Annotated in this window: 13 protein-coding genes and 1 pseudogene; 2 read left to right on the top strand and 12 right to left on the bottom strand. The window is 69.4% G+C overall.

All coding sequences use genetic code 11. From position 1 onward, the window contains the following. Positions 1-168: 168 nt before the first annotated feature. From DCW30_RS03915 to DCW30_RS03925, 3 genes are all read right to left on the bottom strand, one after another. Positions 169-1,353, bottom strand: coding sequence for an IS701 family transposase (locus DCW30_RS03915; protein WP_076688319.1), 1,185 nt, complete (start codon positions 1,351-1,353; stop codon positions 169-171). A gap of 62 nt (positions 1,354-1,415) precedes the next feature. Then, positions 1,416-1,631 (bottom strand): helix-turn-helix domain-containing protein, encoded by a 216-nt coding sequence (locus DCW30_RS37240; protein ID WP_055470006.1) that lies wholly within the window; start codon positions 1,629-1,631, stop codon positions 1,416-1,418. A 385-nt stretch (positions 1,632-2,016) separates the two neighbouring features. Next, positions 2,017-2,868: a hypothetical protein gene (locus DCW30_RS03925; protein WP_076681583.1), complete on the bottom strand. Its 852-nt coding sequence runs from the start codon at positions 2,866-2,868 to the stop codon at positions 2,017-2,019. A 265-nt stretch (positions 2,869-3,133) separates the two neighbouring features. Here DCW30_RS03925 and DCW30_RS03930 point away from each other — a divergent pair, with 265 nt between their 5' ends. Beyond that, positions 3,134-3,337: a hypothetical protein gene (locus tag DCW30_RS03930; RefSeq protein ID WP_076681586.1), complete on the top strand. Its 204-nt coding sequence runs from the start codon at positions 3,134-3,136 to the stop codon at positions 3,335-3,337. 99 nt (positions 3,338-3,436) lie between these two features. Here DCW30_RS03930 and DCW30_RS03935 read toward each other — a convergent pair whose 3' ends face one another. Beyond that, the gene (locus DCW30_RS03935) at positions 3,437-3,721 is read right to left on the bottom strand and encodes a hypothetical protein (protein WP_237283264.1); all 285 of its coding nucleotides are present in this window, start codon (positions 3,719-3,721) and stop codon (positions 3,437-3,439) included. Between the two features lie 145 nt (positions 3,722-3,866). Between DCW30_RS03935 and tpg the strand changes: the two genes are divergently transcribed. Then, the gene (tpg, locus tag DCW30_RS03940) at positions 3,867-4,424 is read left to right on the top strand and encodes a telomere-protecting terminal protein Tpg (RefSeq protein ID WP_076681595.1); all 558 of its coding nucleotides are present in this window, start codon (positions 3,867-3,869) and stop codon (positions 4,422-4,424) included. Between the two features lie 1,159 nt (positions 4,425-5,583). On the opposite strand, the gene DCW30_RS03950 is transcribed toward tpg, so the two are convergent. From DCW30_RS03950 to DCW30_RS03990, 8 genes and pseudogenes are all read right to left on the bottom strand, one after another. Next, positions 5,584-6,327 (bottom strand): AAA family ATPase, encoded by a 744-nt coding sequence (locus tag DCW30_RS03950; RefSeq protein WP_076681598.1) that lies wholly within the window; start codon positions 6,325-6,327, stop codon positions 5,584-5,586. Continuing rightward, positions 6,324-7,937 (bottom strand): Mu transposase C-terminal domain-containing protein, encoded by a 1,614-nt coding sequence (locus tag DCW30_RS03955; protein WP_418347327.1) that lies wholly within the window; start codon positions 7,935-7,937, stop codon positions 6,324-6,326. The genes DCW30_RS03950 and DCW30_RS03955 overlap by 4 nt, the downstream gene beginning before the upstream one ends. A 167-nt stretch (positions 7,938-8,104) precedes the next feature. Continuing rightward, the gene (locus tag DCW30_RS03960) at positions 8,105-9,331 is read right to left on the bottom strand and encodes an AAA family ATPase (protein ID WP_237283265.1); all 1,227 of its coding nucleotides are present in this window, start codon (positions 9,329-9,331) and stop codon (positions 8,105-8,107) included. 266 nt (positions 9,332-9,597) lie between these two features. Continuing rightward, complete coding sequence (locus DCW30_RS03965) at positions 9,598-9,996, bottom strand: hypothetical protein (protein WP_206740252.1); 399 nt, start codon at positions 9,994-9,996, stop codon at positions 9,598-9,600. A gap of 38 nt (positions 9,997-10,034) precedes the next feature. Beyond that, positions 10,035-10,748: pseudogene (locus DCW30_RS03970) on the bottom strand (IS701 family transposase); the annotation flags it as partial. A 323-nt stretch (positions 10,749-11,071) separates the two neighbouring features. Continuing rightward, on the bottom strand, positions 11,072-11,944 hold the full coding sequence (locus DCW30_RS03975) for an RNA polymerase sigma-70 factor (RefSeq protein WP_076681611.1): 873 nt from the start codon (positions 11,942-11,944) through the stop codon (positions 11,072-11,074). After that, entirely contained in the window at positions 11,941-12,510 is a 570-nt protein-coding gene (locus tag DCW30_RS03980; RefSeq protein WP_076688321.1) for a carboxymuconolactone decarboxylase family protein, read from the bottom strand. The genes DCW30_RS03975 and DCW30_RS03980 overlap by 4 nt, the downstream gene beginning before the upstream one ends. 1,324 nt (positions 12,511-13,834) lie before the next feature. Then, positions 13,835-14,173 (bottom strand): MerR family transcriptional regulator, encoded by a 339-nt coding sequence (locus tag DCW30_RS03990; protein WP_076681612.1) that lies wholly within the window; start codon positions 14,171-14,173, stop codon positions 13,835-13,837. Positions 14,174-14,837: the final 664 nt, after the last annotated feature.

Consider the following 14,837-nt stretch of genomic DNA (forward strand, 5'->3'; position numbering starts at 1 on the left):
CGCCCTAGTACTGCAACGGTGCTTGCCGTGACTGGTGGCCAGGTCAGGGGATGTGTCCGCGTTGTTTGTAGTGACTGGTGCGGGCCTGGTGCTGTCGTCGTCGGCGCCAGGTCGACCAGTGCAGGATGTGCTCGACGGGTGTGGGCCGGCGGTTGGTGAGGCGGGTGATCAGCCGTCGTACCTCGGCGAGGCTGAGGTGGATGAGCTGGGAGGATCCGTTTCTGCTTTCCCTGCGTCCAGCTCTCGGGCTCGCAGGACGGTCAGGCAGGCACGGGCGGCCATGGCGAGGGTGATGTGGCGGTGCCACCCGGGATAGCGGCGGACTTGGTAGTCATCCAGTCCGCATTCCTGCTTGGCGCTCTGGAAGCACTCCTCGATGGCCCACCGGCTGCCCGCGATGCGGATCAGGTCATCCAGCGTGGTTCCGGCGGGGCAGTAGGCGATGTAGTAGGAGATCTCCTGCGGTCGGGCGATGCTGCGGCGGGCGATCACCCAGTGGCGGCGGTCGGGCCGGTGCCACGGTCGCACCTCGACGCGTGCCCAGTCATAGATTCGCAGGCCGTGAGCCCCGTTGCCGCAGGAACGACGTTTCCATTTCTGCCGGGCAAGGCCGTTGAACAGGTCGTGGACGGGATGGTCGATGGCCCAGCGGGTGACCACGGTGTCGTGCCGGGTGGTCGCCATGACGTGGAAGACGTCCGCCCGCTCCAGCTCGGAGCGCCAACCTTTGCTGAACCCGTAGGCGGCATCCGCGGTCACCCACCGAAACGGGATCTTGTCCGCGATCGCGCGGCGGACCATCGCCTTGGCCATGGCCACCTTGGTCTCGAAGGCGACCTCGTCGCCGATGCCGGCCCCGTGGCATCTTTCGCGGTCGTCGGTCCAGGAGGTGGGCAGATACAGACGCCGGTCGATCAGCGTCCGCCCGCGGTCGGTGGCATAGGCGAGGAAGACGCCGACCTGGCAGTTCTCCGTTCGCCCGGCGGTTCCGGAGTACTGCCGCTGCACCCCTGCCGACTGCGTGCCCTTCTTCAGGAAGCCCGTGTCGTCCACGACCAGGACGGCGCCGGGGTCGCCGAGGTTGTCGACCACGTACTGACGCACATCGTCGAGCACCTCGTCAGCGTCCCAATCGATCCGGTTCAGCATCCGGTGGATGCGGTCCGGGCCTGCGTGGCCGGCTTCTTCCGCCAGCGTCCAGCCGTTTTTCCGCTGCAGCGGAGCGATCAGGCCCCGCATATAAGCCAGTGCGGACTCCCGCGGCTCCGACCTGCTGAAACGGTGCACGAACCGCCCATGCACAGCTTCCAGTTCGCCCGCCCACAACCTGACATCAGCAAGGTCCCCACCCATAACCACACCAACGACCAACCTGGCCACCAGTCACGGCAAGCACCGTTGCAGTACTAGCATGATCACTGCGGCGGGTTGACCGGCGCTCCCATGAATGACGTGCGCAGGTACTCGTGTACAGCGGCTTCGGGAATGCGAAAGGACCGGCCGGAGGGGCCGGAGCGGATGGACGGCAGGTGTCCGCTCTGCACCAAGCGGTAGATCGTCATTTTCGACACCCGCATGATCGAAGCCGTCTCAGCGACGGTGAGGAGGACGGGCGCGGCCTGTGCTGCCAGGCGCGTGGCAACGACCCTGAGAGCCGCTCGTAGTTTCTGCGACGTAGCGGCGTCGAGTCCGTCCAAGGGCAAGAGGCTGAGGGCTTCCATAGCCTCGGGCAGGTCGTCGATCGCTTCAGTCCCTTCATGGGCATGAAGGCGGGCCATAGCGTCACGCAGCCTGCGCAGGCCGGTGTCGTCGCTGGTCAAGGAGTCGAGCGCGGTGAGGACCTCAGTGACGTCCTGCTCCGATACTGGGTTGGTTTTGTGGACGATGGTGTTGCGCAGATGGGTGATGGCGCGGATGGCTTGGGCGGTGCTCTGCGGGGTCCGCTCCCGGAGGCGTCGTGCCGCGTCAGTGCCTAGCGATGACGCGTTGAGCAGTGCGGTGAATTCGTCGTCTCGGCTAGTCATCACGGTCCCCCTTCCTCTTCTGCTTGGCTTTGGTTCTCCAGCGGTAGAGCGAGCCTTCGACGGCTCGGACAGTCGTGGCGTCGACCAGCTCGCGGATTTCGTCTTGTGAGTAGCCGTCCAGGGTCAGCGCGACGATGGCTTGGACGCGCGGGTCGGTGATCTCCCCCAGTTCGTCCAGGACGCTCAGGTTGCCCAGGACCTCCTGGGCGACGCTGAGTGTGCTGACGGGTGGGCTGTAGAGCTCCTTCTCCCGGCGTAGGGCGCGGTGCTGGCGGGCCTCGCTAGCCCTGTGGCGGCGGAACTCGTTGGGGAAGTCGTAGGCGCACGCCCCCATGAAGTAGGTGGTGATGCTTGCTCCGCCTTCGGGGGTCCATCCCTTGTCAACCAGGGCCTGCTGGCGGAAGCGCGGCAGGGCTCGGGCGATGGTCATGGTGGCCAGTTCCTCGCGCAGGTCGCTGTCGGCGGCAAGGTCCTCCAGATCGAGTTCGTGGGGGCTGAGATTGAAGCCGCGCTGGGCGACCAGGTCGAAGATGTAGCCGGAGTGCATCCAGCCGCGCAGGACAGAGATCCCGTAGCGGACGAGTTCTTCCACGAACAGGTCGTAGCGCGGGCCGGTGAAGCCGTCCTGTTCGAGCAGGGCCACCAGGCGTCCGTCGGCCAGCCGGCGGTCGATGTTCTCTTGCAGCCGCCGGGCGGTTTTGGCCTGGCGGCCGTTCATGGCACGCACGTCCTGCGGGGTGACCGGGGCACCGAGCAGCCGCTGCGCGTCGTGCGGGCCGTCGTTAGGTTGTAGGTTGCGGGCGCGCGCGGCCGCGACTTCCTCACCCGCGCCGTCGCCCTGCATGCCCTCCCCTTCCGGTTGTCGTCTCCGCCCCCTTTAGCTGTGCAAGGGGACGGCTCGCCACCAACCGCGCCAGCCCACTCGCAAGCTCCCGGGCCGCCGCGGCCGGCGCCGAGACGACCCCTTGTAAGTGCGCCCCCCGCGGCCACCCCACGGACTTTTCCAAGATTCTTTTGGGGCCCTCGGAGCCGGGAAATCAGGCCGTGGGGTGGGGCTCGGACGGGCACTTACGAGCGGACGTCACATCATCAACCTCTGGGGAGAAATAGTGAGTTCGCCCGCGCCGACGCCGCAAGGGCCGGCCCCGTTCCTGACGATCCACACGGCCGTCGTCCTTCTGATCGCGGTCGTCATCGGCCTGGTCGTCGGAGGGCTCACCTTCCTCAGCGGAGGTGCCGTGGCCGCTGCCGTTCTGGCCGGTCTGACCGCAGCCGGTGTCAGCGTCCCCGTGCTCCGCTCACTCATCGGCTGAGGTCCGGCCACGGTCTTCATCGATCTTCCGAAGGAGGCACCGTGGATCAGCTCCCCGCCGGGCTTCAGGACAGGGCGCTGCTCCTCGAGGTCTTCCGCCTCACCGGGGGATGATCAGATCGGTGAGCTGCCCCGCGGTTGGCATCCGCCCACGGTTGACGACGACCGCGACGAAGAGGACCACGACCGGCAGCAGAGGGATGAGAGCTGCGTCGGGCAGGCCGAGGAACGCTGCGCCAGCCATCACCAGGACGACCGTGAGCCCCACCACGATCGCCCGCAGACGCTCTCTCGGTGCGGCCGGAGTCACGCCTGCGAGGTGGTATGCGTCGAGAAGGTCGTCAATACGGCCCTCGGCGTAGCGTTCGGCGATGGTCAGGAGCATCACGGTTAGGGGCGCGTAGCCTGCATCATCCGGCGCTGTCCCGAGAATGCAGAAACTGGCAGGCAGGGCCCGGGCGATGCGGGAGAACTGACGCTACGGACTGTGGGGGCGCCAGCCGTGCGGGCTGGTCGCTTGGGGGGCGGACATGGGACAGATCGAGCAGGGACTGGAGCGCGCGTTGCGCACCCGGCCCATTCCCTCAAGCACTGACGCCCGCCTACGTTTTCTGCTGGCGAGGAACCGGGGTTCCACCCGGAAGGTGGCCACGATGCTGGGGGTCTCGCAGCGCACTGTGCAGCGGTGGGTGTCAAAGAGAGCCGAGGCACGTCGTCCGCCGGGTCCGATGCAGGTCCGGGCGATCGAGGAAGCGGTTCTGGCTCGGTGGCAGCCCCGGGTACGGGCCCGTCGGCGTGCCCAGGCAGAGGCGGAGGGCTTCGTCTTCCATACCCGTGCGCGATTCGGATTCGCGGCTCCTGCGGGGTCCTCGGACGACCCGCGGGTGCGATGGATCACCCAGGACCTGCCGGGAGAAGTAGCCCGGGAACTGTTCGCCGCCCGGGATGCCGGCGCAGGCGAGCAGCAGCAGACGGTGATACTCGCCCGTGCGCTGGGACACGCCTACTTTCGCGAGTGGGGCCGCCGCGCCCACGGCCTGCACGTGGCTTTCAGCGACGTCGAGTTCGCCGACTTCTCGATCGGCTGAGCCTGGCCCATCGAGCGAGCACTGCAGGGTGGTCAGCGTCGCGACGGCCTGGCGCGCCTGGCCGGTATCGCTTCGTACCTCTCGGCTTCCTGCCGCTCGCGCCAGTCCCACTCCACACATCCGACCGGGCCTTTGCGGCGGGCTGTTGGCGGCTGGGGCGGGCGCAGTCTGGCCGTCTCTGCCATGCGCAGTAGGTGCCCGCGGTCACCTGGCGCGGCGAGCAGCTCCTGGTCCTCGCCGGAGAGGAGCCGGGTGAAGCAGGCCGCAGCCCGCAGGAAGACGCCTGCCCAGGGCGGCACGGGGTAGGCGGCGCAGCCGTCGGTGTAGCGGGCGCGGTCGTGCAGGGCGAGCGTGGCCGCGGCAGTGTCGTAGTCGCGGGGGCGGGCGGTGGCGAGTTGCTGGAGGGAGGCGCCGGTGAACAGCGCGGCGGCGACGGCCGCGGCCAGGCGAGGATGTGCGGTCGCCGCGTGCAGCCGGTGGGCGACTCGCTGGGCGGTGGGCGCGGTGAGAGGAGCGGGCGGTGGGCGGTGCCGCCAGGCGATCGGCGGTGGCCCGCACGGGTCGGCGCAGGGGCGGGGGCTGTCGTAGGAGACGAGGCGTTCCAGTGCGGGCAGGGTGAGCCACCGGCCGGTCGGCCCGGCGGGCTCGTCTGCGAGTGGGGGTTCGGTGACCGGTGTGCCGTGGTAGTGGCGGCGGGCTGCGTCGAGGTCGGTGGTGAGGGAGTAGTCGGCCGTCTGCAGGGCCTGGTGCAGGGCGGCGGGAAGGTGGGGGGCGGTGGCAGACCAGGGTCAGGTGGATACCGGTGAGGGCACGCAGCTCCAGGAGGCGAATTGTGCGGCGGGTGGTGAGGCGGTGGGCGCGCAGGACGGTCAGCCGGGTGACGGGCAGGGCGGTCATCCAGGCGGCAGCGGCTTCCCAGGCGGGCTGACGCCCGGCGGGGAAGCGCCCGGTGAGCAGGGGCGGTTTGCCTAGGGCGGCGAGAAGGTCGTGGGCGAGGCCGGTCTCGCTGGTGGTGCCTGGGCCGGGGGGCAGCGTGATCCGGCCGGACGGCGGATGGTGGGCGGCCAGGGCGGTGTGGATGTGGATGACGTCGTCATCGCGGTCGATGACCACGATGACGGACGGCGGCCGCGCGGCGGGAAACATGGCGGTGTGGTGGTCAGCCAAGGCGGCTGAAGGCCCAGCGCAGCAGCTCCTGATCCACGCGGGGACGGCCGGTGCGTGCCAGGGCGGTGCGGGTGTGCGCGGTCAGCTGGGCCCAGGCGCGGAAGTTGCCGTGCGCGGCATGCTGGTCGGCGAAGGTGATGTCCTCGGGGTCGGCATCGGCCCAGACCGGGTGGAACAGAGGGATGACGTCGAGGACCTCGTCGGGGGTGAGGCGGGTGAAGTGCTGCCAGATGAAGATGCGGGAAGAGAGCATCGGTTCGCGGCGCAGCACGGTGTGGCAGCCCTCACCGCCGACGAAGATGATCGCCAGCTGGGTGGAGGGCTCGTCCCACAGGTAGCGGAAGTACTCGAACGCCTCCCCGTTGAGCCACTGTGCTTCGTCGACGAGGAAGGTACGGGGGCGTTCGGCCAGGGCCGTCTTCAGCAGACGGTCGAACTCGCTGGGGTGACGCGGTGGCTCGCCGGCCAGGTCGAGCGCGGTGAACAGTTCGTAGCGCACCGCGCGGGCGGTGGGCCGGGCACGGAAGGTGATCTTGCGGACGTCCTCGTGCGGTTCGAGTGCGCGCAGGCAGGTGTTGACGGCGAGGGTCTTGCCGAAGCCGGCGCCGCCATGGATGCACATCATCGCGCGGGCGGCGACCGTGTCGGTGATGTTCTCCCGGGCGGTGAGCAGGGCGCGGGTGGTGACCACGGATGCGTCGGGCAGGTCGACGTACTGGTAGGTGGCCGCGGTCACGAGGCGTCTCCGTCTTCATCGGTGGTGGGAGGTGCGGCCCGCCGGTGGCGGCCGTCCGGGGCGGAAGCACCGTCACGGCCGTACGGGTACCGGATGGGCGGGCCTGGCGTGGTCAGCGCGGCCAGGGAAGCCGGGGTGCGCCAGTCGGCCGGGGGCGCGGCGGGCGGGATGAGGTCTGGCATCGCGAGCTGCGCGAGGTCGGTGTCGGCAGCCTGGGCGAGTTCTGCCTCGGCCTGCGCGGTGGTCAGCGCGCCGAGCCGCTGAGGTGCCTCGGGCTGGGTGGCAGCGGCGTAGCGCTCGCGCTGTGAGGTCTCCAGGTCCTTCTTCAGGCGGCGTGCGCGAGCGGACCGCGCCCTTCGTACGGCGCTGATCTGTTCGTCGGTGGCCTGGTCGGCCAGGTCCGCGGGGCCCAGATAGCGGCCGGTGGCGGCGTGGTAGACCTCGATGCGGTGGTCGTGGTGGGGCATGAAGCGGATACGGACCTGGATCCCGGCCTGGCCGGTCATCCACGGCCCCACATAGTCGCGCCTTTTGAAGCGGATGCCGCGGGTGGTCAGCGTGCGGGTGCCGGTGTCCTCCAGGGTGAACGTCCACAGATCCGCGGCCGGCACGTCCCGCAGCGGGGTGGGATCGTCCTGCCATGCCTGAAGCGGAGTCTTGCCTCGCAACGGCGCCGGGCGGTGCTCGGTGTTCCACCAGAGCGTCCAGGCCAGAAGCTGGGTGGTGAAGTCCTCGAAGCTGAGCAGGACTTCGTCCTTCGGACGGGAGGAGCGTTTGCCGGGGCGCGGCTGGCGGGCGTAGCCGGGCAGCGCGGCCAGGAACATGCTCTCCACCGCCCGGTTCAGGCCCTCCACGGTGCCCTTGAGGTGAGGGGTGTAGGCAGGCAGGTCCTCCACCGTCACGTCGAGGAGATCGAACGCTGCGGTCACCGTCCGGGACAGGAAGTCCTTGCCGCGGTCCACCCGCACTTTCTCGGGCAGGCCGCCGAACGGGCCGTAGGGGTCCTCACGCAGGACCGCGGAGCGCAGCGCGGCCAGCACCGACTCCCGCGACGGATGCACCGGCGTGACCGCGACACCGGTGATCGCGTTGGTCGCGCAGTCGGTGAACCACGTGATCCACGGCCTGCGGGCCTTGCCGTCGACGTCGACCAGCACCGGGGCCTGCATGTGGTCGGTCTCCCACACCTGGTTGCGCCAGCCCCGCGGCCGGGCCAGGAACACGTCGTGCTTGCGCGCCGCCCGTTCCCCTCCCGCAAGTCCGGCCCGCTCCCCCGGCGTGAGATCACGGCGGATCGCCCGGTGCAGCGTCGTCAGCGACGGTGCGCCTGCAGGCGAAGACTGCCTGGCAGCACGCAGAACCAGTTCGCGGTGGACCGCCCGCACGTTCCCCTTCCACAGCGCCAACAGCCCACGGACCTCGGGCGTGACCGTGAACCTTGCATCGACCCGGGAGCGTGCGCCGGGGTTGGCGGCCGCGGTCTCATCGCTCTGAGCGGTGGCCAGCCAGCGCCACACCGTGCGCTCCGACACTCCAAGCGCGTCCGCGGCCACCCGTACATGGACTGCTGTCAGCTTCTTCCCTGCCCGCAGTGCGAGCAGCCGCCGCACGGCCGGACCGCGCAGCGCCGTCCTCGACGCCGCAGGCAGTCCGCCGTCTGGGCGGATGGCGTCGCCGTCCTTCATGTCAGCTCCCCTCACGCGGGTGGGACGTCATGTGCTTGCCGGTGGCCGGGGAGCAGGCGATCGCCCTCCCGTCTCTTGCAGGAGCGCTCCGTTCACAGTGGCGGCGCGACCCGCTTAAACAGCCGCCTCAGCAAGGCCCGATCGATGGATGCATCAGCGGTGGTGAGCAGCGCGTTCTGCAGGTGCGCAGTCAAAGCGGCCCACGTGCGGAACGTGCCGTGCGCGCACGAGTGGTCGATCCACGTCAGGTCCGGGGCCGGGGCGGTGCGCCACAGCGGATGGAAGCCGGTCACCACACTCGCCACTTCCGCTCCGGTCAAGCGTGGAACCTCCTGCCACGCCACCACCCGCGATGCCAGCTGCGGCAGCCGGGACAACGCCCGCTCGCTGCCCGCCCCGACCAGCACCAGCATGATCCGGGTGCCGGGGTGGTCCCACAGGCTCTGCAGGTACTCCAGGCACGGCACGGGCAGGCGCTGTGCCTCGTCGACCACCAGCACCCGCGCCTCACTCAAGGCCCCCGTGACCGCGGCGTCGGCCAGCGCCGACGTGTGCGGGAAGCGGCCCGGCAGCGGCAGCGCGTCGAATACCGCACGCCTCATGCCGGCCACCGACGGGCGCACCGGTACCGGCACCCACGTCACCTTCCAGCCCGGGGGCACTTCGCCAAGCGCCATCCGCACGGCCGCGGTCTTGCCCCGGCCCGGGTCGCCGAACACACACGCCGCGCCCTGGGTCGCCATCGCCTGCCCGACCGCCTCGGCCACCGCCCGCACCCACGACGTCCGCACCAGCCGCGCGCCCGCCGGCAACGCCACACCCGCCAGCGCACCGCTCTCCCCCACCGGCAAGCCGCTGGTCGCCTCTGGTACGAGACGCGGCAGCCGGCGCGCAGCCACTTTCGCCGTGCCTGCCTCACTCGGTCCGGCCAGGGCGAGGTCAGCCAGTGCCTGCCGCGTTTGCTGCTCATCCCGCTCCCGCCGCGCCACCGCGCGGTCCGGCAGGACCCTGCCGGCCTGAAGGTCCCGGCGCACCACCCGGTGCAACGACGCCAGGGAGGGCACCTCGCCCCCGGCCGCCTTCAGATGCCGGTGCAGCGCCGCAACGTTCCCGCCCGCCTGAGCCAGTGCCTCCCACATCTGGTCGGACAACTCCAGCCGGGCCCGCGGCCTGCGCTCGACACGGCCCTCCGTCCGCGCCGCATCCAGCCAGCGCCACACCGTGCGCACATTCACCCCGCCGACCTGGGCGCCCGCACGCACATGTGCCGTCGTCAACGCCCCGGCCGCATCCAGCTCCAGCAGCCGGGCAACCAGCACCGGCCTGGACACCCTCAACCCCGCCGTGACCTCACCCCACGCGCCCGGCTCTCCCACCCCACACCCTTCCGCCCGCGGACACCAACACCCACCACGGTGCAGCCGCGCAGCCCAAAAAGGATCAGAAGTGCCGTTCTCAAGACAGTGGAGTGGAGCGGGGTGTACCGCCCCGTGACAGCCGCGGCCGCCGCACGCACCGCCCCACGGCAGTGATCCCGCCCTTCCTCAACACCCCACCAGCGAAAACGCCCAGTTCTGACGTGCCGTCACTGACACCCAACCACCGACACCAAACCGGCACATCGCACGTAGACCAGGCCCGCGCGCACCAGCGTGACCTCGGGGGCCACCCGGTTGCCCGACTTGTCGGGTAGTGTCCACCGCTCTTTGCAGGTCTGGGTGTTGTAGGCGACCACCGAGTCCACGCCGGTGCAGATCGTCGTGGAGCGGTCGTCACAGTCGCAGCTGTCGGCCGCCATGATCCCGTCGTAGGTTTCGATGCGCTTGCTGCTCGCAGCGTCGAGCAGGACCGACCCGTCCCTGCTGTCCTCACTGCTCACATACCCGCCCACGATCACGGTGCCTGGGCTCGCCGCGTTCAGTGTTTCGGCGGATACCTCGTCGATGGCCCACTTCTGGCTCCCGTCGGCCGGATTCAGCCCCACCGGGCGCATGTCGCCGTCCGCCTGGTCGGCGCAGGACGGCCTTTGGCACCGTCACCGCAGGAACGTCGTTCCCATGCCTCGTCGGGAGCGTCGGCGATGGCCTGGTCGATACGCCCGAAGGGAGCGTGCAATTGCTGTGACTTCGGCACGGCCAGGACGTAGCCGACACCGGCTTCCTCCAGGGTTCGGCGCATGCGCCATTCCTGTCCGTAGGCGCAGTCGCCCGTCACCCAGGCGATGGGAAGGGGCGAAGCAAGAGCCCGCAGGATCATCGCGCGGGCCAGTTCTCCCTTGGCCGCGAAGCCACGACTGTCAGGAACTTTCGCTGCGCGGCACCGGCCCGCCCCCGCGGTCCAGGACTTGGGCAGGTATAGCTCCCGGTCCACCAGAGCCCTTCCCCTTGAGGAGGCATACGCGGCGAAGACCCCGATCTGGCAGTTCTCGGTGCGGCCGGCCGTGCCCGAGTACTGCCGCTGCACGCCGGCAGAGGTGATGCCCTTCTTCATGAAGCCGGTGTCGTCCACGATCAGTACCCCGTCCGGGGTGCCGAGCCGCCCGGCCACGTACTGCTGCAGATCATCCCGGACCGCGTCAGCGTCCCAGGAGGCACCGTTCAGCAGATGCTGGAAGTCGGCCGGTACGCGGTGGCCTGCATACTCAGCCAGCCACCGAAGATCCACCCGCGAGAACCGGCCCGCCACACAGGCGAAAACCGACTCCAACTCGCCAGCCCACAGGCCAGCTTCACCCATCCCCACCACGCCTGGAACAACGAGGTCGACCAGCTCAGGCAACGATTACTGACTGGAGTACTAGGCCGACTCGGCTGGCGTCTCAGATGATCTGGTCCGTCAGGATTCGTGCACCGGGCTCACCTGGCCTGGCGGGGTCTCACGCATCTCAGGCGGTGGGGCCTTTCGAGGGTCAGGGAACATCTCTGTCGGATCGTGGGCCCATCCCGCTTCTGCCCTGGATCCTCGAACCTGGCCGCCGTCGAGTTCCGGCCGGGCTCGTGGTGGTGAGTGTTCCGGGCGGTTTCACCCGGAACGCTCACCACGCCAGAGCGGCAGTTGGCTTACCTGGCGAGTTCAACCGGTTCGTCAAGTCTCGTCAGCTTCCGCGGGTTCCTCACCAAGTAGACCCGGGTGATCTGCCCGTTCTCCACCGCGAGACTCACCGCCGTGGCCAGCTCGCCGTCGATCTCGATCCGGCCCGCAGGTGCTCCGTTGAGCCACACGGCCGTCGTCGCGAGCGGGGCCGCTTCCGCCCGGTTCGTGCGCGCGAGCACCTGCGCCACGAGTTCTACCCCGTGGATCGGAGCCAGAGCGGCGGCCGCAAGCCCGCCACCGTCGGCGATCAGGACCACGTCCGGCGCCATGACCTCCACAAGTTGCTGCAACTGCCCGGTATGCAACGCGAGCAGGAACCGCTCCACCACGGCCTGCTGCTCCGACCGGCTCACCCGCACCCGCGGCTGCCGGGCCGCCACATGCTCGCGCGCTCGCCGTGCGATCTGCCGCACCGCGGCCGCGGACTTCCCGATGGCCTCGGCGATCTCGCCGTACGGCAGCTCGAAGACCTCGCGGAGCACGAACACCGCCCGCTCGGTGGGCCCGAGCGTTTCCAGGACGGTCAGCATCGCGATCGAGACGCTCTCCGCGAGCTCTACGTCCTCGGCGACATCAGGGCTGGTGAGCAACGGGTCCGGCAGCCACTCGCCGACATAGTCCTCGCGGCTGCGTGCCAACGTCCGCAGCCGGTTGAGCGCCTGCCGCGTGACGGTCCTGACGAGGTACGCCCGCGCGTCGCTCACCCGCGACTGGTCGACGCCTGCCCACCGCAGCCAGGACTCCTGCAGCACGTCCTCCGCGTCGGCCGCGGAACCGAGCATCTCGTAGGCGACCGTGAACAGCAGGCTGCGATGGGCGACGAACGGGTCCTCGGTCACGCTACGCCGGACGTCTGAGGACGCCCGGCCAGCGGGATCTCGCAGGCATCGGAGTAACCCTGCGAGGTGATCCCATGCGCCGTGTTGCACCTGGTCGCCAGGTTGGCGAAGCCGATGAACACGGTGAGTTCGACCAGCGCCGCCGGGCCGAGCCGGCCGAGCAGACTCGCCGACAGCTCATCGGTGACGGTCGTCGGCGTGTTCGTCATGGCCTCGGCGTACTCCATTACCTCCCGCTCCAACGGCGTGAACACCTCCGACTCCCGCCAGCGCGGCACCTGGCTCGCCTTGGCCAGGTCCAGGTTCTGGTTCAGCGCCGCGAAGTAGTTGATGTCGAGGCACCAGCTGCAGCCCACCTGTGCCGCGACGGCCATGTGCGCGAACGTCTTGAAGCTCGCGTCGGCCGCGTCCCAGGTGGCCACCTTGGCTGCGAACTCCTGGTTGTCCTCGGCGAGCTTGGGGTTGTTCCACAGCACCTCGTTGGGCTCGGGCACGGAACCGAGCTGCTTGATCAGGTTTTCCCGGAGCTCGGCGGGGAGCTGGGCCTTCGGGACGCGTAGCGCCATGGTGTTCTCCTTGGACGTTTGCCTGTTTGGCATGAAGACACCGCTGTGCCCACGAATGTGACAACCACCATCGCCACTGCGCATGGGTCGCCAGCGCGCATAGACCGACCCTCGGCCGCGCTCAAACAGCAGTGACCAGAAGGTCATTCTTCTGTGGCGGGTCAGGAGGCCGGGGCCGTCCGGTGAGGACCACAGCGTGCTGGTCGTCGGCTCCGGCCAGGCGGCCGGCTCGATCTCTTTCTTGCGGCGCCCCTGGCTGCGGGGCCGCATGGTCCAGGGCCAGTAGTGCTCGGCTTCCTCCAGGAGCAGGACCCGCTGTCCGCTGTATGCCCAGGCCGCCGCGATCCCGCCGACCAGGTGGTAGAGGGAGCGCTTCGCCAGGAACCGCAGGACGTGCGGTGGGCGCGGCGTGTCGTTGGTCGCCGCGCGGCGCAGGGCTTCGGTGTGCTTGCCCCCGCTCTGGCTCGCCCGGCGGGCGCTCTGCGTGGCGGTGGACTGGTTCTTCGGCATGACGTACTCCTCTGCCGGACCAGGCCACGCCCCCGGGACCGGCGCGTACGACTGTCGTAGATCACGACGGAACGCAGAACGGTTGGGAGCGGGCCCGCAGGACCTTGACCTCCGCTTCCGGCGGCGTGGCTCCGGTCCGACTGGGGCAATGTCCCTTTGATAGGGGCAAAGCCCCTTCGATAGTGCGACTATCGCACCGGTTTGATTGCTCCATTTCGTCCCACCTCTGGCCGTGGTCCACTGGAAGTCGGCCGTCCGCCAACTTGGTGGCAATGCCTCTCGAGCACCCGCGGGCGCGAGAGTCGCGGCCCGGGACGCCCGGCCCTTCCGGGCGCACAGTGGAGGTGCCGATGGGACGGTCACACCGACCCAAGCAGCAGCGTCCGTGGTGGCAGAGGGTTCGTGGAGCTTGCGTCATCGTGGCGGCCGTCATGGCGGCTGGTGTGTGGACGCTGCGTTTCGTGCGGGAGTCCCTACTCCTGTACGGCGCGGGTCCCTGGCTGTGACCAGGGACCCCGCAACCGCATGACGCGTGGGCCCTCAAAGGTTGGACGCCACAGGGGCCCGCGCCGCTTTTTCACCATCGCACGCGGTCTTGGGCAGGCGCTACCTCACCCGCGCCGTGCGGGAGACGGAGGTATCGCCTTGGTTCCTGCGGCAGAGCACAGCGAGATCCCCACGCCAAAGGCGCGGGGAAAGGGAACTTCCGAGCCACGACAGCTGACGGGGACACGTCCGCATGCTCGGTCACCAGAGGTGCTCCTTCATGCGGGAGCGCCCCCCCCGTAGAGGTACCGGCGGGCTGGCACCGCCTTCAGGCCGCTGCCGACGGACCGACTGTCTCGGCGGCCCGGCGGTATTCGGCGTTGATGCGCTGGGCCTCTTCGAGCTGGTCCTCGAGGACGATGATGCGGCAGGCGGCCTCGATCGGCGTGCCCTGGTCGACGAGTTCGCGGGCGCGGGCGGCGATGCGCAGCTGGTAGCGGGAGTAGCGGCGGTGGCCGCCATCTGAACGCAGCGGGGTGATGAGGCGGGCTTCGCCGATGGCGCGCAGGAAGCTCTGGGTGGTGCCGAGCATCTCGGCTGCGCGGCCCATGGTGTAGGCCGGGTAGTTGTCGTCGTCGAGACGGCCGAACGAGTCGTCTGCTGTCATTGCACCTCTCTGTGGAGCACATGGAGGGGCCCGGATGCCGTACTGGCATCCGGGCCCCGAAGGAACTGCTACACCATCTGCCGGCCCTGATGCTGCGCCAGCCTTCTGTTTCCGCGTGCCCGACCTGGATGCTGTCGGGGGTGCGGGGATCGCGGTTGCTTGACCGGAGACCACCTCACTATCGATGTCCTGCGGTACCCGGACTCGAAACTTCCGCCCGGGCGATCCTGATGGTGCCTCGTTCCTCCGCTCTTCCCTCTGGTTCAAGCACTTACCAAACGGGAACTGCACACTTCTGATCTTGCAAACTGCTTGTACTACTGGTGGCCTGCGCTAGCGCCACTTCGGCAGCCAGCCCCGTCGCCCGTCCTGCGTCTGCTCTGGCTTAGAACCCCGCTGCCGAACCTCCCGGTGCGCGCGCCCGCAGCCGGCGCCTTCACCGAGGTACTGCTCACTGACTTCACTGCTGGGTACCGCGGTACTTCTCACGGCGGCCCCTGATCACTGCGGGCCGCCCGGTCCGGTCACCAGTCCCGTCGCCATCCTGCAACTGCTCTGGCTCCGACACTCCGTCACCGCACCGTCCTGCGAACTGCAACTGCGGGTACTGCTGCCCGGCAGTTCATCTCTGCCGAGCCCTGCGGTCCTTCTTGGTTACGAGAGA

The sequence above is a fragment of the Streptomyces alfalfae genome (assembly GCF_004127445.1).
Taxonomy (GTDB): Bacteria; Actinomycetota; Actinomycetes; order Streptomycetales; family Streptomycetaceae; genus Streptomyces; species Streptomyces alfalfae.